Annotated in this window: 20 protein-coding genes and 1 CRISPR repeat array; of the genes, 8 read left to right on the top strand and 12 right to left on the bottom strand. The window is 37.2% G+C overall.

Annotation, left to right across the window (positions count from 1 at the left end):
• Positions 1 to 6: 6 nt before the first annotated feature.
• Complete coding sequence (ung, locus tag OSO01_RS01515) at positions 7 to 699, top strand: uracil-DNA glycosylase (protein WP_147207960.1); 693 nt, start codon at positions 7 to 9, stop codon at positions 697 to 699.
• Positions 700 to 1,033: 334 nt separating this feature from the next.
• A CRISPR array of direct repeats spans positions 1,034 to 1,590; the repeat unit is 32 nt; unit sequence TTCGCATCCTATATGGGTGCGTGGATTGAAAT.
• A gap of 87 nt (positions 1,591 to 1,677) precedes the next feature.
• Here the strand turns inward: ung and pheT are convergent.
• The 3 genes from pheT to OSO01_RS01530 all read right to left on the bottom strand — a co-directional run bounded on the left by pheT (position 1,678) and on the right by OSO01_RS01530 (position 6,290).
• A complete protein-coding gene (pheT, locus tag OSO01_RS01520) occupies positions 1,678 to 4,107 on the bottom strand; it encodes a phenylalanine--tRNA ligase subunit beta (protein WP_147207961.1) in 2,430 nt (809 codons plus the stop codon).
• Positions 4,108 to 4,127: 20 nt separating this feature from the next.
• Positions 4,128 to 5,162, bottom strand: coding sequence for a phenylalanine--tRNA ligase subunit alpha (pheS, locus tag OSO01_RS01525; protein WP_147207962.1), 1,035 nt, complete (start codon positions 5,160 to 5,162; stop codon positions 4,128 to 4,130).
• A gap of 390 nt (positions 5,163 to 5,552) precedes the next feature.
• Complete coding sequence (locus OSO01_RS01530) at positions 5,553 to 6,290, bottom strand: TrmH family RNA methyltransferase (RefSeq protein WP_147208073.1); 738 nt, start codon at positions 6,288 to 6,290, stop codon at positions 5,553 to 5,555.
• Between the two features lie 101 nt (positions 6,291 to 6,391).
• On the opposite strand from OSO01_RS01530, the gene sspI reads away from it, so the two are divergent.
• The 6 genes from sspI to OSO01_RS01560 all read left to right on the top strand — a co-directional run bounded on the left by sspI (position 6,392) and on the right by OSO01_RS01560 (position 12,591).
• Positions 6,392 to 6,607 carry a small acid-soluble spore protein SspI gene (sspI, locus tag OSO01_RS01535; protein ID WP_147207963.1) on the top strand — a complete coding sequence of 72 codons (216 nt, stop codon included), beginning with the start codon at positions 6,392 to 6,394 and terminating at the stop codon, positions 6,605 to 6,607.
• Positions 6,608 to 7,160: 553 nt separating this feature from the next.
• On the top strand, positions 7,161 to 8,759 hold the full coding sequence (locus OSO01_RS01540; RefSeq protein WP_147207964.1) for a DUF6583 family protein: 1,599 nt from the start codon (positions 7,161 to 7,163) through the stop codon (positions 8,757 to 8,759).
• 42 nt (positions 8,760 to 8,801) lie between these two features.
• Entirely contained in the window at positions 8,802 to 10,025 is a 1,224-nt protein-coding gene (locus OSO01_RS01545; RefSeq protein WP_147207965.1) for an ABC transporter permease, read from the top strand.
• Positions 10,022 to 11,167 carry an ABC transporter permease gene (locus tag OSO01_RS01550; protein WP_147207966.1) on the top strand — a complete coding sequence of 382 codons (1,146 nt, stop codon included), beginning with the start codon at positions 10,022 to 10,024 and terminating at the stop codon, positions 11,165 to 11,167. The genes OSO01_RS01545 and OSO01_RS01550 overlap by 4 nt, the downstream gene beginning before the upstream one ends.
• Positions 11,151 to 11,825: an ABC transporter ATP-binding protein gene (locus tag OSO01_RS01555; protein WP_147207967.1), complete on the top strand. Its 675-nt coding sequence runs from the start codon at positions 11,151 to 11,153 to the stop codon at positions 11,823 to 11,825. The genes OSO01_RS01550 and OSO01_RS01555 overlap by 17 nt, the downstream gene beginning before the upstream one ends.
• Positions 11,826 to 11,952: 127 nt before the next feature.
• Entirely contained in the window at positions 11,953 to 12,591 is a 639-nt protein-coding gene (locus OSO01_RS01560) for a lytic transglycosylase domain-containing protein (RefSeq protein ID WP_147207968.1), read from the top strand.
• 74 nt (positions 12,592 to 12,665) lie between these two features.
• Here the strand turns inward: OSO01_RS01560 and OSO01_RS01565 are convergent, their stop codons facing one another.
• The 5 genes from OSO01_RS01565 to OSO01_RS01585 all read right to left on the bottom strand — a co-directional run bounded on the left by OSO01_RS01565 (position 12,666) and on the right by OSO01_RS01585 (position 16,901).
• On the bottom strand, positions 12,666 to 13,649 hold the full coding sequence (locus OSO01_RS01565; RefSeq protein ID WP_147207969.1) for a ring-cleaving dioxygenase: 984 nt from the start codon (positions 13,647 to 13,649) through the stop codon (positions 12,666 to 12,668).
• Positions 13,650 to 13,794: 145 nt separating this feature from the next.
• Entirely contained in the window at positions 13,795 to 14,880 is a 1,086-nt protein-coding gene (locus tag OSO01_RS01570) for a M42 family metallopeptidase (RefSeq protein WP_147207970.1), read from the bottom strand.
• A 182-nt stretch (positions 14,881 to 15,062) separates the two neighbouring features.
• Positions 15,063 to 15,554, bottom strand: coding sequence for a dUTP diphosphatase (locus tag OSO01_RS01575; protein WP_147207971.1), 492 nt, complete (start codon positions 15,552 to 15,554; stop codon positions 15,063 to 15,065).
• Between the two features lie 85 nt (positions 15,555 to 15,639).
• Entirely contained in the window at positions 15,640 to 16,197 is a 558-nt protein-coding gene (locus OSO01_RS01580; protein WP_147207972.1) for a TetR/AcrR family transcriptional regulator, read from the bottom strand.
• The gene (locus OSO01_RS01585; protein WP_147207973.1) at positions 16,194 to 16,901 is read right to left on the bottom strand and encodes an MBL fold metallo-hydrolase; all 708 of its coding nucleotides are present in this window, start codon (positions 16,899 to 16,901) and stop codon (positions 16,194 to 16,196) included. The genes OSO01_RS01580 and OSO01_RS01585 overlap by 4 nt, the downstream gene beginning before the upstream one ends.
• A gap of 217 nt (positions 16,902 to 17,118) precedes the next feature.
• Here OSO01_RS01585 and OSO01_RS01590 point away from each other — a divergent pair, with 217 nt between their 5' ends.
• A complete protein-coding gene (locus OSO01_RS01590; protein ID WP_147207974.1) occupies positions 17,119 to 17,517 on the top strand; it encodes a sigma-w pathway protein ysdB in 399 nt (132 codons plus the stop codon).
• A gap of 26 nt (positions 17,518 to 17,543) precedes the next feature.
• Here OSO01_RS01590 and OSO01_RS24045 read toward each other — a convergent pair whose 3' ends face one another.
• The 4 genes from OSO01_RS24045 to rplT all read right to left on the bottom strand — a co-directional run bounded on the left by OSO01_RS24045 (position 17,544) and on the right by rplT (position 19,435).
• On the bottom strand, positions 17,544 to 17,834 hold the full coding sequence (locus tag OSO01_RS24045; RefSeq protein ID WP_147207975.1) for a TIGR04104 family putative zinc finger protein: 291 nt from the start codon (positions 17,832 to 17,834) through the stop codon (positions 17,544 to 17,546).
• A 92-nt stretch (positions 17,835 to 17,926) separates the two neighbouring features.
• Positions 17,927 to 18,532: a TVP38/TMEM64 family protein gene (locus OSO01_RS01600; RefSeq protein WP_147207976.1), complete on the bottom strand. Its 606-nt coding sequence runs from the start codon at positions 18,530 to 18,532 to the stop codon at positions 17,927 to 17,929.
• Positions 18,533 to 18,632: 100 nt separating this feature from the next.
• A complete protein-coding gene (locus OSO01_RS01605) occupies positions 18,633 to 18,941 on the bottom strand; it encodes a DUF1294 domain-containing protein (protein ID WP_147207977.1) in 309 nt (102 codons plus the stop codon).
• Positions 18,942 to 19,078: 137 nt separating this feature from the next.
• Entirely contained in the window at positions 19,079 to 19,435 is a 357-nt protein-coding gene (gene rplT / locus OSO01_RS01610; protein ID WP_077603236.1) for a 50S ribosomal protein L20, read from the bottom strand.
• Between the last annotated feature and the right edge of the window lie 4 nt (positions 19,436 to 19,439).

Raw genomic sequence — 19,439 nt, forward strand, 5'->3', positions numbered from 1 at the left:
GACATAATGAATATACCTTTAAAGAACGATTGGGAACAAGTTTTAAAGCAAGAATTTCAAAAAGACTACTATAAACACTTACGGGAATTCCTAAAAAAAGAATACAGTTCACACACAATTTATCCAAATATGTACGATATTTTTAATGCATTGCATTTTACGGATTTTCAAAAAGTAAAGGTTGTTATTTTAGGCCAGGATCCTTATCATGGCCCCCACCAGGCACATGGTCTTAGCTTTTCTGTACAACCCGGTGTTCCGGTTCCTCCTTCATTAAAAAATATGTATCAGGAGCTCGCTGCCGATGTCGATTTTAAGATTCCTTCTCATGGCTACCTGAAAGCGTGGGCAGATCAGGGAGTACTTCTGCTTAACAATGTTCTGACCGTCCGGGCACATCAGGCACATTCTCATAAAAATAAAGGCTGGGAGCAATTTACTAATCAGGTGATTTATTCTTTAAATCAGAAGGATCACCCAGTTGTGTTCTTATTATGGGGAGCAGCAGCACAGAAAAAAGTGGAGTTAATTGATACGGATAAGCATTATGTTTTAAAAGCTCCGCATCCAAGTCCTTTATCAGCACATCGCGGTTTTTTTGGATGCCGTCACTTTTCAAAAACAAACGCTATTTTAAAACAGGAAAATCTTACTCCTATCGATTGGCAGCTTCCTATGAATGTGAATCCGGATAATTGATTTATTGCCAGATTAAAATTGAAATATGCTTGATTTTCTTTAGGGAAAGTCTTTTATAAGCTGTGTTGTTGAAAAGATAATAAAGTCAAAAGTGTTTATGATAAAATAGTATTATTCATTATTTCCGCATACCTTGAAATTTTTTATCTTACTTTTATTTGATCAGGTGCTAACCCAAAGCAAACATAGATTATTAAGGAGATTAGCACCTGTTGATTTATAAAGGTTTTACCTCTTGTTTCTATGAAATTAATACTAAATATCAGGAGTAAAATACAGGTTAGCACTTTTGTATATATAAACCCTTACTGTATATAGAGAATTTATGTGCGCTTTCGCATCCTATATGGGTGCGTGGATTGAAATTGTGGAATATAAAGAGGGGTGGATAGCGACACCTTTCGCATCCTATATGGGTGCGTGGATTGAAATTTGACCTATGTAATTAACAGTTAAAAGGAGAGGATTCGCATCCTATATGGGTGCGTGGATTGAAATGCACCGATGAATGACGTTCCTAAACTAAATGCAATTCGCATCCTATATGGGTGCGTGGATTGAAATTTATCTTACTGATGGTGACGGAGAAACTGAGGTATTCGCATCCTATATGGGTGCGTGGATTGAAATTACTCTAACCGCTTGATACTCTCCTGCAGCAACTTCGCATCCTATATGGGTGCGTGGATTGAAATCGGAACTAGATAAAAAGAAAAAGAAGAGGTGAGTTCGCATCCTATATGGGTGCGTGGATTGAAATATGTGCAAGGGGACGAGCTGCCATCTTCTCAAGATTCGCATCCTATATGGGTGCGTGGATTGAAATTCTCGATCACCACGCTGAAATGAGTTAAGCAGTTTCGCATCCTATATGGGTGCGTGGATTGAAATGTGGAAATTGATAATCAACAGACTATAAACAAAAGCCGCCGTCACAGCTTTAGGAAAAGTAGTGACAGCGGCTTTCTTTTATTCTGATTATGAGCGGACATAAGATCCGAATTGATTATTTACTTTTTCAATAATCTCCTGATAAGAAGCATCCACTTCATCATCCTTTAACGTACGGCTCGGGTCCTGGTATAGAAGACGGTAAGCAACAGATTTTTTACCTTCTTCCATATGCTCTCCCTGATAGACATCAAATATAGATACCTCTTTTACCAATGGAGCTCCGATTTCCTTGATAACTGCCTGAACATCACCGGCAGGAATATCATTGTCCAGGATAAAAGCAATATCCCTGGTCACAGATGGATAGCGCGGAATATCTGTGAATGAAGGTGTCAGCTGATGAACTGCGAACACAGATTCCAGATCTATTTCAAAGACATATGTTTCCTTCACATCAAAATCTTTTGCAGTCAGTGGATGAACCTGGCCAACATAGCCAATGCCCTTTCCATTTAACCTGATTTCTGCACAGCGTCCCGGGTGCATATCTTCCATTTTTGTTTGTACAAAGGTAACATTCAATTCTAAATGTGCAAACAAGCCTTCAACAATTCCTTTAGCTACATAAAAGTCAACCGGCTTCTTCTCCTGCTGCCATGGATGATTATGCCATAGACCGGTTAAGGCGCCGGCAACATGCAGGTTTTCAATTGGCTGATTTGTTATCTCCTCTTCACGGGAAATAAATACCTTACCAATTTCATAATAAGCTAAATCTGTTTGTGTCCTGGCTACATTATGCTGCAATACGCGAAGCATTTCCGGAATAAGACTTAACCGCAGATGACTGTGCTCTTCACTCATTGGCATTGCCAGCCCGACAGAGTAAGCAGGCTTTTCTTCAATATCCGGTGTTAAGAATCGCTTTGCATCCTTTTCGTTTGTTAAAGAGTAGGTTAATGTTTCCATTAGCCCGGCACTTGATAAATAATTTTTAATTTCCCGCTGTAATAGCTGGATATCAGTTAAACCGCCAGCCTGAACCCAGCCTTGAGGAATCGTATATGGTAAATGATCATAACCATAAATACGGATTACCTCTTCCAGAATATCTTCAAAAATAGAAATATCAAGACGGCGGGTCGGTACTTGAACAATAATTTCTTCTCCATTTTTACTGAATTCAAATTGTAAGCGTGACAAGACAGAGGTCACATCTTTTTCGTCCAATTCCATTCCTAATCGCTGATTTATTTTTGCTGTTGTAACTGTGACAGATTTCTCTGATTTATCCAGCTCATCTACTTCTACAACACCACCTGCAATTTTTCCATTTGCATATTTTTGAAGCAGGCTGCATGCACGTATTCCAGCACGTTTTACGCGATTTGGATCAACACCTTTTTCAAAGCGGGTGCTTGATTCACTGCGCAATCCTGTTTGCTTCACTGTATGGCGTACAGAAGCTGAATTAAAATACGCTGCTTCCAACAGGAGGTTCGTTGTTTCATCTGTTACCTCGGAATCAGCTCCTCCCATTACTCCAGCTAAAGCAACAGGCTCTTTTCCATTCGTGATAACAAGATTGTTTTCGTTTAATTGACGTTCCTGATCGTCTAAAGTAACCATTGTTTCATTTACTTTTCCTTGACGGATGACTACCTGCTTCGATCCAAATTGATCATAATCAAACGCATGGAGCGGCTGCCCGTATTCTAATAAAACAAAGTTAGTAATATCCACTACATTGTTAATTGGACGAATACCTGATGCCATTAAGTAGTTGCGCATCCATAATGGAGCCGGTTTTATTTCCACGTCTCTAATTATAAAAGCACCGTAATATGGATTATTTTCAATGGAATCAATTTTTACATCGATATAATCTTTTGCTTCTATAGATTCGTCAACAGTCAGATTTTCATCAGGCAGTTCCATTGGCTGATTTAAAATTGCTGCCACCTCGTATGCCACACCAAGCATACTTAATGCATCCGGCCGGTTTGCCAGTACATCCAAATCTAAAATGGCGTCATCCAGGTTCAATAATTCCTGTACAGGTACACCTACTTCTGCATCTTCAGGGAAAACAAAGATTCCTTCTGCGACATCAACAGGAATGTATTTTTCATCTAACCCAAGCTCCTGCAGGGAACAAATCATTCCATTTGATTCTACACCACGCAGCTTCACTTTCTTGATTTTCATACCATTTGGAAGCTTTGCACCGGGCTTTGCAACAGCAACCTTCTGCCCCGATCCAACGTTTGGCGCACCACAGATGATTTGCAGAGACTCTTCTCCAACATCCACCTGACATAAGTTTAATTTATCTGCGTCTGGATGCTTTTCGCAGGATTTCACATATCCAACTACAATATTTTCACTTTTGGGAGCCAGATATTCAATCCCTTCTACTTCAATACCAGACCGTGTTATTTTTTCTGCTAATTCTTCTGGTGTTACATTATCTAAATTGACATAATTTCGTAACCAATTATAGGAAACAAGCATGTACTCTCCTCCTTCTTCTCTTACGCTTGATGATATTGTGATAGGAAACGGACATCATTGGTGTAGAAGTGACGAATATCATTTACACCATATTTCAGCATCGCAATACGTTCCTGTCCCATTCCAAATGCAAATCCGCTGTAAACTGTGGAATCATAACCGCTCATTTCCAATACACGCGGGTGAACCATTCCACCGCCTAAAATTTCAATCCAGCCAGTCTGTTTACAAACAGAACATCCTTCTCCATTACACACCTTACAGGAAACATCCATTTCAACAGATGGTTCAGTAAACGGGAAGAAAGATGGACGCAAGCGAATTTTACGATCCTTCCCGAACATTTTTTTCGCGAATACATCTAATGTACCTTTTAAATCACTTAACGTAATATTTTTATCTACTACTAACCCCTCAATTTGTCTGAATTGGTGAGAGTGTGTTGCGTCATCTGTATCGCGGCGGTACACTTTGCCCGGGCAGATCATTTTTATCGGACGGTTTCCCTGATATGCTTCCATTGTCCGGGCCTGTACCGGTGATGTTTGTGTACGCAGAAGAAGTTCATTTGTAATAAAGAAAGTGTCCTGCATATCACGAGCCGGATGATTTTTCGGTAAATTTAATTTTTCAAAATTATAATAATCTGTTTCAACCTCCGGGCCTTCTTTCACTTCATAGCCCATTCCGATAAACAAATCCTCTATTTCTTCCATAATGCTGGTTAATAAATGTCTGCCCCCAACATGGACTGGATTTCCCGGCAGTGTCACATCAATGGTTTCTGTTTCCAGCTGTTTATCCAAAGCTGCTCTTTCTAATTTTTCTGTTTTTGCATCTAACGCTTCTGTAATAGATGCTCGAACATTATTAGCAAGTTCACCAATAATTGGACGCTCTTCCTTAGATAATTTGCCCATACCACGAAGAACAGTGGTCAAAGAGCCTTTTTTACCTAAATATTTTACTTTCATCTCTTGTAAAGCCTGACTATCTTCCGCTTTTTCAACAGCTGCGAGGGCTTCTGATTCTATCGCCTGTAATTCTTCTTTCATCGTGCTAAATACCTCCTTTTAATGCTTTCCTTGTTTTCGATGGACTTTTTAAAAACATAAAAAAGCTCCGTCTCCAAAAAAGGGACGAAGCTATATGGTCGCGGTACCACCCTTGTTGACTGAACAAATGTATCCAATCCAACTCTTGCCTCATAACGGATGGCATCCGAATCACCTTTACATTCGATTATGGTCCAAGTGTCCGCTCCAGAGTGAAATGTAATCAACCTGAAATGATAAAGATGCTTCCAGTCAAGGCATCTTCTCCCTGAATCACTTCTACAGGCAGTTACTTGCTCTTTCATTGCGTTTTGTTGTTTGTTCTCAAGCTGTGAGAACAGATTAATTATATTACAGCTATTATAGAAAAATTATGTCTCCGTTGCAAGCTTAATTCTTTAAATGATACAATAAAACCCCTGCTGCAATGCTGACGTTTAATGATTCTGCCTTGCCAAGGATAGGAATTGTCACGCGTTCATCCGCTTTTTCTAACAAAGATTCCTTTACTCCTGCACCTTCATTACCAAAAATAATTGCTGTTTTTTGCGGTACTGGCAGCTTTTTATAGTTTTCCGCTTTTTCCAAGGCTGTAGCCCAAACAGTGTAATCTGATTGTTTCAATCGGACAGTCTCTGCTTCCAATTCTGCATGCAGAATTGGCAAATGGAAAATCGATCCTTGTGTTGCGCGGATTACTTTATCATTATACAAATCGACACAGCCCTCGCCCAGCACGATTCCATCAACCCCTGCAGCATCAGCAGTGCGTATAATCGTTCCTAAATTACCCGGATCCTGAATAGCATCCAGCAGAACTACTACCTCTCCGTTTACTGCGTTATCTTTCTTCATTTCGACCACAGCCATAATTCCCTGAGGCGAAGCAGTAAAGGAAAGCTCTTTAAATACTTGTTTAGTCACTTGGGTAACAGGAAGATTATCCGCAGTCTCCGGCACAGATACCTCCTCAGAAATAATAATTTCTTTTGTAATCCAATTACTTGATAATGCTTCTTCTATTAAATGTGATCCTTCAATTAGGAAAGTATTCGTCTGCTTACGATATTTTCTCTGATGTAATTTTTTTAACGTCTTTATTTTCTCATTCTTCACAGATGTAATCACTTTATTCATCCTATCCCATTTTAAATTCTAATTACATCATACATAAATTCACGACTAATGGTCAAACTACTTTTAATATCACAAATAAGGAGTGAATAGTGATGGATTTAAATATCCGTAAAGCAATTTATGCAAACATATCGAATAATGATCAAGAACAATTAGAAGCAACTATCGTCGATGCAATTAATAATGGAGAAGAAAAAATGCTCCCTGGTCTTGGAGTTCTTTTTGAACTGATTTGGAACCATTCCAATGAGGAAGAGAAAAAAGAGATGATATCTTCTTTAGAATCCGGGATTCAAAACGATTTATAATTTCTTAATATCCAGATATATTCTTTTTATTTTATAAAAGAAAAATAAAAAAATATGCTTTTGAGTACCTTCCTGCAGAACAAAAATACATGCTGCTTCCAAACAGAATCCGGCATGTATTTTTATTTTTGTAAAACAGCAAATTCTCCAGTCAAAAAATGCTCTGTTTTCAGAAAATTCGACAAAACTAGCAAACTTTGAAACCTTTTTTTATTTTTTTCGTATTTCATTGTAGATAAAAGCTAGTATATTTTGTTCAGTAATCTGCTGCCAAGCTGTTTATTATTATCTTAAAAAGGGAATAGCAAATCAAGCTTAGCTGTAGGAAATAAAGACTAAGAAGGGTTTGACTACCGATTCCTTTAATGTTATAACGAATTGAGGCAGTTTTTCATATTATAAATTTTTGATTCTAATTCTCAGCTGGCGAATATAATTTATAGTATGAAAAAAAGGAATGGCAGCCTGGCAAAATTTACATATGCTAAGCTTTTACGTCCATTTTAAAATGTGCAAATTGCGCAAATATAGTTTTAAGAAAGGAGCATGTACTTTGGCTGAAAATGATAATGAACAACCAAAGAAGAAAGGTCTATCGAAAGGAATTATTGCTATTATTATTGCTGTAATCGTCCTGGCTGGCGGAGGTGCAGCGGCATTCTTCCTGACAGCATCTACACCAAAAGCAACATATTTCCAAGCTGAGAAAAATTCTATTGAACAACTTCAAACTTTTGTGGAAACACGATATGAGGATGAATTAAACTGGTACGAACAATCATTAGAGAACCCTGTTTCCCAAACAGTAAATCTTGGATTAAACTTGGAAGGGCTTGAAAATTCCTATTATGCCGATCCACAAATAATCGCTATGCTCTCTAATGCTGAGCTCTCAATAAACTCAGAGACAGATATGGAGAACAAACAGGCATACAGTGATTTATCCGTCAACGTTGGCGGTATGGACTTCAGCGGCATAGCCGGCTATGTTGAAGGTCCTGATGTATACGCCCAGCTTCCTTTCCTGGATGAAGTTCTTAAAATTTCTGATGAGGATATTGGAAGTGTATTAACTCAATTTGATCCTTATACTTTTACAGGCAATGAACGATTAGGTATTGAAGAGCTTGTATTTGATAATGAAGCTGTTTTATTAACAGAAGAAGAAGAAAAATACATTCAAGATGAATATCTCATGTTCATTTATGAGGAGCTTCCAGATGAATCCTTTGAGAGTGATAAAGAGGATGTGGAAGTAAACGGCGATTCTATCAATACTGAAAAAATCACGATGAACCTTTCAGAAGATGAACTGAAATCAGTTATCACTTCTGTACTGGAAAAAATGAAGGGCGACGACGAATTCAAAGAAATTTTAAAAGGTCAGTTCGAACAAACTGCTTATATGCCTCTTGAAGACCCGGCAGTAATTGAAGAGCAGCTTAATGAAGTAATGGCAGAATTCGACAATGCTATTGACCAGGGTATCGAACAGGTTGACAGCTTCCAATTCCCTGATGGACTTCAATCTACACTTTGGGTATCTGATAACAAAGTTGTACAGCGCGACTTTTCTATTAGTCTAGCACCTGAAGGCGAAGAACCAGTTACTATTAATTTGTCAGGTGGACAATTATTTAATGATGACCAAATTTATTTTGATCATACATTAACGATGAATGATGACTCCGAAGAAGTATCTATTGCGTTTAATGGTGATTTCCAAGGTACCGGAGATACTGTTACAGATAATGCAAATCTTAATTTTGCATTTGACGATGGCTATACCCCTGTTGAATTTGCTGCTGCTTATACTGGGGATGAAACGTTAGATGGTTCCACTCGTGATTTCGACCGTCAGCTGCAAGTCACTGTAGAAAATGAAACAGTTAATCTTGGCTGGACCGGCGATTCTACCTATGATGGTGACCAAATGAATTCAAATAATAATATTGCATTGGATTTCCCTGGTTATGTCGAAAATGTATCCATGGATTTAAATACAGAAGGTGCTGTTATTGATGCTGTAGAAGGTATCGATACATCGAATGTCGTTGATCTTGGTGCAATGTCCGCTGAAGAACTGCAAGAATACTTCCAAGGGGATTTCACCAATCAGCTTGATCAATGGTTAATGCAATTTGGATTCTAATCTAAGTATTATTGAATTAGAAAGAAAAGAGTGTGCATGATCATGATTTTTTTCAAACAAACTGGGCTTTTTATAAAAAATCATATACGGCAACTCAAGAGGAAGTGGTATTCACTTCCTCTTCTTTTCATATTTCCTCTTGCTTTAGCAGGACTTATGATGATGATTGTTGTCAGTTTTTTTACCCAGGATGAAAATGAAGCCATTCAATTAGGTTTAGTTGATTTAGATAATTCAACAGAGACGGAAATGATGGTTCAATTATTAGAACAATCCTCAGGTTTTATTGATTTTTTAGAAGTCAAAGAATTATCCGAGGAAGAAGCAATGAAGCAGATTGAATTAAATAATTTAAGTACATATATCGCTTTCCCTAAAGGGTTTATTCAGGACCTGTATCAAGGATATTCTGTGGAGGTTCCCATTGTCGGGAACAGACAGCAGCAGCTGGAAAGCTACATGATTAATGAGACTCTGCAAAGTGTCGTGCGTCATATTCGTTCCTCACAGGCTAATATTCTGACAATGAACTATTATGCGAAACAATTTAATATGGATGATGATGCAAGAAATGACTTTGTTTTTGAACAATTTCAGGAATTTCTACTTTATACAGTCGGCAGAGACCAGGTTATCAGAGAACGGACTTTATCAAATCAGGCTAGCTCATCCCCTGTTTCCTATTTCAGTTTGGGAGCATGGTTTATTATCAGCAGTTTATGGCTATTTTCCCTATATTATTTTTTTACCAAAGAAAATCCGGCTTTAATCAGTCAGCGCATCCGATTATATGGGGCTACACAATTCAGACAGATACTCGCAAAAATAATTGTAACGCTGATAGTGTCCCTCATTTTGGCTTGTCTCTCATTTTTCTCTTTGCTTTATTTCTTAGATATTGAGCTTACGCAGGAAAATATATTTCGGACAATAACACTTATTTCAATCTATCAAGCTGGTTTCATTCTTTCTCTAGCTGTTTTTGAGGTGCTTATTTCATCGTTGAAATTACGGTTATTCGTTCAAATATTTTTTGTGTCTGTGTTAATTTTATTTAGCGGTGCTGTTATACCGACGCTTTATCTGCCAATGGGAATTCAGGATTATCTCCCCTATTCTTATGCCTATAACAGTCTTTATTGGCTTCAGGAAATAATCCTGAACCTAAGACATTATGCCGAATATACTTCCAGTCTTTTTCTAATCGGGATTCTGATCTTCCTGTTACTGGGACTATTAAGCTGGAAGGAGCGCAGAAGCATATGATGGATATAATTACTACACGATGGCTGCATGCAAAAAAACATCTCCTATCCATTTTATTTTGGGCTGTCTTCCCTATTCTTTTCACCTGGATAATTATCTCCGGGACAGAGGCTATCCAGGATCAAAGCTCCATTCCAGTTGGAATTATTCTGGAAGAAGATTCTGATCTGGCAGTTCAATTAAAAGAAAAACTTGATTCATCTGATTTAATTCGTGTGATTGAGATGGAAAATGAAACAGAAGCCAGACAAATGGTTGCTACACATGAACTGGACAGCGCATTTATCATTAAAAAAGGATATAAAGCTGCAATTGTTGCTGGACAACGGAACCGGTTAATTACAAGTTACCGGACAGATTTATCGATGGGGTATACACCTGTTGTTGAAATGATTGCTTCCTATGTTCAGGAGGATAGTGGAAAATCAAAAACAGCATACACCATTATGAATTTAGGAGAAACATTAAACAGCTCTTCCATACCAGGCTATGATGAAATAATTAATGAGATTTATTCTATTGAAGAAAGTGAAAACCTTATTTTCACTAATTTCACTCTCCTGGGAGAAGATACAGATGCAGATACAGGATTTTCTTTATTTCAAAATCCTTGGGGACTCTGGTCTATCGTTGCTCTATTGTCCACCTTCTTTTTATTTGATTGGCTGATAAAAGAAAGAAATGCGACCGTCCGTATACGTTTTATATTTAATCGCTTTTCTTTTCAGCAATATTTAGTATGCAATCTTCTTCTTTATAGTTTGGGGCTATTGCTGTTAGATATAATCACTTGGGGAGCTTTCCATGTTTTATATGATGAAGGGTTTAATATTACACAACTTGTATATATACTTAGTTTCCGTTTAACTATTTGTATCCTTGTCTTTTTAATAGGTTTACTCTTTAAAAAACTGCTTCCCTATTATATAACTGCCGTTCTAATTATTTTAGTAACCATCGTTATCAGTGGAATTATTTTACCGATGGACGGCGTTTATGAAAGCTATCCATGGGTTGCTGCCTTAAATCCATTAAAACAGATTGTTTATGAACAATGGTGGAGCGGCTGGACATTTATTGGGCCGATTTGTTTAATTGCTTGGTATGTGAAAGGAGGTTACAATAATGCAGCTGGAAATTAATAATGTGTCGAAATCATTCGGCAAAAAGAAAGTACTTGAAAATCTGTCTTTTGAAGTAAATTCCGGTGAAATTATCGGGTTAGTTGGAGAAAATGGAGCGGGTAAGTCCTCCCTGCTGCATATTTTAGCAACTATTTCAAAGGCAGATTCGGGCAGTATCCGCTTAGGAAAATGGATATATGGGAAAAATCGTAAACAGCTGCGCAGAATGGTTGGTTTCGTACCACAGGATATCGCTTTATGGGAAGACATGTCCGTGGAAGAAAATATGCTTTTTTTTGAAAAGCTTTCCTGGATAAATCGCTCGAAGATTGAATTAAAACAGCTTTGTGAGGATATGGAATTATTAAAATGGAAAGAGTCTGTCCACACATTATCTGGTGGAATGAAGCGAAAATTAAATATGGCAATCAGTTTAATCCATAATCCCGGCCTATTATTGCTGGATGAACCGACAGTCGGGATTGATTTACGATCCAAAAAAGAAATTGCCGAATATCTTAAGCAAACAGCTCAGGTTGACAATAAAATGATTATGTATACTTCACATGATATGGATGAAATTCAAAGTATATGCGATGCTGTCGTGTGTATTGGAAACGACCCCTTTTATGAAAATTTGCTGCGTGAAGCAAACATGAAAATTATCTCTATATAATATTGCCTAAAGGGCTGAAAACAGATAGAATATGAGTAATAGGAATTTTTAACAAATGGATTAAATACTTTATAAATACACAGGACAAAAAATTACTCTTCAGCTCATATACGGACGGTGAATATAAATGGAAATTAATACAAATCAACGGACTAACCCTTTTGAGGCTTTATCTATGACTCCTGCTGCCGGTGAAGTCACTGAAAATAGCGGCTTTGGCGCTAAGTCCTTTCAACAGCTGCTCTTAGAACGAATTCGTGAAGCAGAAGAACGGACAGCACAGGATTTTGGCTCTAATCTTAGCCAGTCCAGCTTTGCCCCACCATTGACTCAAGCGGCAGCAGCAATTCAAACCTCAGCAAAGCAGTCTGTTAATGGAATTGGATCAAATTATCAGGATATCATTCAACAAATGGCAAGTAAGTACAATATTAGTGAGAGTTTAATTCATGCTGTAATTAAGCAGGAATCTAATTTCAACCCTAATGCAACAAGTCCAGTCGGTGCCCAGGGTTTAATGCAGTTAATGCCGAAAACAGCAGCGGGCTTAGGAATTACAAATTCATATGATCCCCGGCAAAATATTGAGGGCGGAGCAAAGTATTTAAGCCAAATGCTGAAAAAATATAACGGAAATACGGAATTGGCATTGGCAGCTTATAATGCCGGTCCTGGAAATGTAGATAAATATCAGGGTATCCCGCCATTTAAAGAAACAACTGCCTATGTATCTAAAGTAATGAATACATACCGTTCATTAGCTTAGGTTCCTGTCAGCATACTTGATATAAAAAAGGATTCGTCTGTTTTTGACAACGAATCCTTTTTATTTATAATTTTTTATTCATATTCTTTCTCTATTACCTTATTGCTCCGAACGGTATCAATTTCTCTTACCTGACTTTCAATTTGTTCACGCTGTGACTCAAGAAATGGCGGCAACGATAATTTTTCTCCAAGCGTTTCATATGGCTCATCCTCCATAAATCCAGGACCGGCTGTTGCTAATTCAAATAATACCTGTGGTGCTACCGGAGTATATAACGAGCCGAAATAAAAGCGCTCGACAAATCCGGAAGTTTGAAGACCAAATTGTTCTATTCTCCGCTGCCATTTCTCTAAATCTTCGCGTTCATCTACACACAATGCTGCATGATGCACTGTACCATAGCCCTGTCTGGCCGGCGGTAATTCATCATTATGCTCGACAATGATCCGGGCGCCATTTCCACCTTTATCTATTTCAAAAAGATGAAGTGATGCTTCACTGGAAACCTCATTGTACATAAATATTTTTTCTAATACCTGCTTGAAGAAATTAAAATCTGCAACACGTACGACTACTGGGCCCAGTCCAGTAATTCCATATTCTGATGGGATTGGGCCATCTTTCCATGGCTTGCCTGAGACCCTTCCGTTATTATTCTCATCCGAAACAAGCTGATACTTTTGATCATCAAAATCGGAGAAGGATAATGTTTTCACGTCGAATTGCTGTTCAATTTCTGTGTGTTTAATTCCAAGACGGTCAAAGCGTTTCTTCCAATACTCAAGTGCAGCATCACTTGGTACACGTAAGGATGTTTTATAGATTTCATTTGTTCCGTGAGAACCTTTAGGGATACCCGGGAAGTCAAAAAATGTCATATCTGTCCCGGCATTTCCCTCATCATCTGCAAAGAATAAATGATAGGTTTGTATGTCATCCTGATTAACTGTTTTCTTTACTAAACGCATACCGAGCACATATGTGAAAAATTCATAATTCTTTTCTGCACTGCTTGTTATTGCCGTAACGTGGTGCATGCCACGAATTGGATTCATTGAAAAAACTCCTTTTATATTTAATTAATAAATATTTAATTAAATATAATTTACCATGGTATTTGATTTCTGTCAAGAATACCCTTTTCTATAAAAAAACCGTACATTTTAACAGTCTCAAAATGTACGGCATAAATCATTATTATTAAGCTTTAATAAGAGTATCTAAGGTTTTGCGATCCAATTTTTTAATCACAGCTGTTAATAATTTCACAGCATTCTCATAATCATCACGATGCAGAATTCCTGCATGTGAATGAATATAGCGGGTAGCTACTGTAACAGATAGAGATGGAACACCATTGCCAGTCAAATGAATAGAGCCTGAATCTGTACCGCCGCCAGCCATAGAAGTAAATTGGTAAGGGATATTATTCTCCTCTGCTGTCTCAACAACTAAATCACGCAGTCCCTTATGAGAAATCATAGAAGCATCATACAATACAATCTGAGGGCCTTCACCAAGCTTGCTGTCCGCATCTTGCTTAGCAATGCCCGGTGTATCTCCCGCAATACCAACATCTACACCAAATCCGATATCCGGCTGAATCAGATGAGAAGATGTTTTTGCTCCACGCAAGCCAACCTCCTCTTGTATTGTTCCTACACCATAAACAGTATTAGGATGTTCCTCATCTTTTAAAGCTTTCAATACATCGATTGCAATCGCTAAGCCAATACGATTATCCCAAGCTTTAGCCATAAGTAATTTTTCATTCTTTAATTGTGTAAATTCAAAATAAGGAACGACAGAATCTCCAGGCTTCACACCAAATGATTCTGCTTCTTCTTTACTTGTCGCGCCAATATCAATAAACATATCTTTTATTTCATAAGGTTTCTTTCTGGCTTCAGCACTCAATATATGCGGAGGCTTAGAGCCGATAACACCAGTCACATCTCCCTTTGAGCCCATAATCGTTACACGCTGCGCCAGCATAACCTGATTCCACCAGCCTCCAGCTGTCTGGAAATAGAGAAAACCGTTTTCATCAATGCGTGTCACCATCAGACCAATTTCATCTAAATGTCCCGCAATCATTATATTAGGTCCATTCTCGTCTCCTGTCTTTTTAGCAATTGAGCTGCCTAAATTATCTGTTGTCAGTTCATCTGCATAGGGCCTGATATAACTCTCAAACATTTCCCGTACTTCTTTTTCGTTCCCTGGTATTCCTTTTGCATCTGTTAAATCCTTTAGCATTGTCAATGTGTTATCTAGCTTTGTCATATTCATAATCTCTCCTTCATATAGTGAAACCTCATCCAGCCGGAGGTTACGATTTTCCCAAGTGGGATGATAATTTTATTAATTAGGCTTATACCGAGAGTTACTGCCCCTTGTATATCATACTCAAATACCCTTTGTATCTTTGAAGCGGAGTTTTACTGCCGGTTAAATGGAGAAAAGAGTTAATAGCCTTGATCCTGGCGCTGATAGTTAATTTGATTTTTCTCCCAATATGCTTTTTGAATATCGGAATCAGCAAATCCAAGCTGATTTCCTAATTGCAGACTCCAGCTAAATAATTGCTGATAATTTTCATTCAGCGGGTTATCCCGGTAAGCAATAGCTTTTCTATATACTTGGTAAAAACATTCTGATTCTGTCATGTTTTCTTCCGGCTTAATCTTTCCATCTGCCTGATAAATATACCCATTCTCAATTCCAATTGACATCAGGAAATGTAACACATCTACATATTCTTCTAAAATATCCTGTTGATTATTTCTTGCTTTTGTACTCCAGAATTTAAAGCATCGTGTTTCGTTTGCAAGCTCTCCAAGTTCAACAAGGAGGGCCAGATGCTTTTCATGAAATAAATTTACGCTGGACAAATCATGATTGTTTTCAATATATGTATCCAATTTCTTTTGCATTTCAAATAGCTGATTCCAATCCAATTTATCTCCTCCTTGTCTGCCATCTCTTCCATTTTATCACAGACTTTTTAGAAATGCTTTTTATATTGATTAATCTCTTTGAGTTCTATTCAGAATCCAAATCTGTCAAAATTATATTTAACCCTATTGAAAAGCTTTTTTCCAGCTCTTGAGGAAGCCCGAAAGCATCATCCATTTCTAATAGAGCAAAGCCATGCAGGTAACTTCTTAATGTCCGGATAAAATGTATGGTATCATCCTCTGACAAGGCATATTTTTGCAGTATTTTAGAAAATATTTCGATAATCTGCTCAGATAACTCTTTTGTTTCATCACTTTTCCATAACTTCACTTTTTGTACTAGTTGATATTGACCCGGCCATGTCTTTGCAAAATTTTTGTACTCCTGTGCAATTGCCCATAGAGCTTCCTTCTTTTCCAGTCCAATGCTTGTAACCACAAGTTTATCATACAAATTTCTCATACTTCTTTGCGCAGCGATGTCTAGTAAATCTTCTAAATTTGCTATATGATTATATAACGATGGTGGTTTAATGCCTAGCTGCATGGCTATATTTTTTATCGTAACTTCCTCGATTCCCTTCTGATCAAGCAGTTCCAGTGCTGCGTCAGTAATTAATTCTTTCGTTATTTTTTTTCTCATTTTCCAACCCCGGCTTCTGCTTTTCTTATTGCTTTTTTCATTTGTTCCTCCGGATTAACTAACATATCTCCGTGTCCCACTGCAAGTAATTTCGGATTAAGCTCCAATAATTTCACTGCGCTCTTCACAGCTGTTTCTTTATCCCATGTTGCAGCTTTCGGAAAAGGAAAGAGCCATTTTAATACTCCAGAAACAGCTATACCGCCTCTTGTTTGAAATGCATCTCCTGCAATAAGTGACTGGTGCTGCGCCTCAAAAAAAGTTACTGAACCCGGCGTATGTCCCGGAGTTGAAATGACTTCTAAAGTATCAATCTTATCTCCCTCCTCAAAAGTAAAATCAATCGGTATATCCCTTTTCGGAAATCCTCCCTTTATTGGTTTATCGGACTCATCTGCCTTCAGACGAAAATCTTTCTTTAACAAGCATCTGTCCCGTTTAGATATTCCTACTGACACATCAGGAAAAACCTTTTTAAAATAAGGTACTCCATTGACATGATCACCGTGTGCGTGGGTCAAAATTAATTTACTTAACTGCTTTCCCGTTTGATCTGTCATTTGTTTTATTTCATTGACAAATTTCCCGGTTCCCATGTCAATACAGATTAAATCCTTCTCCTGCTCAAGGACAAAACAATTAATTGGGAAAATACTCGGCAGAAATGTTATCTGATATAAATTATTATGTTGCTCTATTTTCAATTAAATCACCCTCTAACTAATATAATTAACATATTAACTAACACGATTAGTTTAGTCAACAAAAACTTTTTAATTCTAAATTTAACATGATTAATTTGTTTTGCCGTAAAAATATAAACTTTCTATATTTTTTATAATAAAATATTATTCTCTTGAAACTTTTTGTTTCTTCATTCGTATGTAGTGGTAACAGGACGTTTCTAAGGAGTAGATAATTATGGTCATCATTATCTTTCGGATATTATTAGTGATAGCAGTTGCATTGCTTATTTATACATGGATTCAATACTTAAAAAAACCTGAACGCAAGCTGCGCCTTTCTCAGGAAAATCAGGGATTCTATTTATTAGATGAGCATAATAATAATCAGAAAAATTTTCAATTAACTTATAAAGGATGTCTTTTTATTGGTGAGAAATATTTAGGAACAACAGAAGACGCTTTTGAGGTGGTTGATATCCATATTACTGTTAAGAATCCATTAGAGCTTCGCGGATTAACCAGAGAGGATTTATACTTTTTAGAACAGGAAATATTGATTCACTATCCGCATGCTTCTATCACTTGGAAGCATCCGATTAATGAACTTATTATAACGGAAATCACAAAAGAATAACCAGCTGCAACTGGACTGGTTATTTTTTACACAAATGGAGCTTCTTTATCCGTAAAACGATAGAAATAAGGCATCACACTAAAACAAATAAGCAGCATAAAGAGAACTATCGGGATCATAACTGCCCAGGAAACGCTCATTATATTCATAACAAATATAATAATCAGTATAACGGGATTGAAAAGCGTCGTATTAAACCGGCTTTCTTTTGTCAGAAATTGCTTCTTATTACATACTGGACAGCGGGATTTCCACGGCAAAAAAAGCTCACGCAGTTTAAATTCGTGCTGACAATTCCAGCAGCAGGGAAGTTTCAATGTTTACACCACCTTCTCCATAGTTTTATATTTTATACTTTTATCGTAAAACACCCGGCTCTTTTATGCAAGAGCCGGGTGTTTTACATGTATTATGTTTTTGATAATTCCCGATGCTTCACGCGTGTAGAAGATGCTGCAAAAAACTCCTGCCATTGAATAATAATTTCTTTTCTCCTTAAAAAATATAAGGATGGGAGTAAGGCAATAATGAAAATAGCGATATATACTGGAGAAAGTTTGGAAATCCAACCACCGATACTTGTGTAGACAATTGCCAGAGGAATGTTCGATATAAAAGAAGATTTTGCATATCCTTTAAAAGTCTTGTTCGTTTCAATCAAACATAATGATAGTAAGTGAAAATGAATAAATGGGACGAGTCTTAATAAAGTAACCTGTGCTGTAGTCATTTCTCTATTTTTACCAAGTAACCGCTGCTTCAAAATAATTAGCTTTTCGATTGATTTCGGCATCCAACCTGCCATTACATAAAAAAACAAACTTGCCATTGTTATCCCAATAATAGAATAGGCACTTCCTGCAACTGGACCAAATAAGATGCCGCCAGAAATACAAATAAATACAACTGGTAAGAATAACATTGGCCTGATGAGATGTAGAATAATAAATAGCAGCGGGGAAAGCACGCCGCCCATCTCAATAATTACCAGCAAATAATTCCCAACGTATTCCATGGCTACCCCTCCTCTTGAGGAAGCTGGTATTATATTTATATCTATATATATGTTTCAAGACGAGCAGTCTATGATAAAAGAATCCAGCCTGTTTCTATTCTTAAAAAAGATTAGACAGAAATTGAAGAATCTCTTTAGAAAAGAAAACCAGGCCAACGAAACTGATTACATTAACCCCAATAAAAATAGGAATCCCGATTGTAAAGCTTTTATGCTTTGTTTTATGCCGGAATATTTGCATACCAATAAAAAGACCAATACTTCCTCCTAAAACTGCCAATAGCCAAAAAGTACGTTCCGGAATACGAAATGCCTTCTGCTTTGCCTTCTGTTTATCTTTAAACATGAAATAAAATCCAATTAAATTAGCAACGAGCAAATAAATAAGTAATGATGATAGATTTTCCATTTTTCCCTCCTGGATAAACAAATAAGTAACACTCCTTTATCATAAATAATAAGGAAGTTTGTCGCAACGCTGAACCACTTTAACTCTAGATATAAAAAAAGACCGCTCCTCAATTGGATGCGGTCTAATTATTTATATTATTTTAAAGCTTCTTTTGCCTGAGATGCTAATTGAGCAAATGCTTGTTCATCATTAATAGCTAAATCAGAAAGCATTTTACGATTAATATCAATACCGGCAAGCTTCAAACCATGCATTAATTTGCTGTAAGAAATATCGTTCAAACGTGCAGCAGCATTAATACGGGAAATCCAAAGTTTACGGAAATCACGTTTTTTCTGTCTGCGGTCACGATAAGCATATTGACCTGATTTGATAACCTGCTGTTTTGCTGTTTTAAATAAAGTTCTTTTCGAACCGTAGTAACCTTTTGCTAATTTTAAGACGCGTTTACGACGACGACGCGTAACTGTTCCACCTTTAACTCGTGGCATAAGA

The sequence above is a fragment of the Oceanobacillus sojae genome (assembly GCF_007991515.1).
Lineage (GTDB): Bacteria > Bacillota > Bacilli > Bacillales > Amphibacillaceae > Oceanobacillus > Oceanobacillus sojae.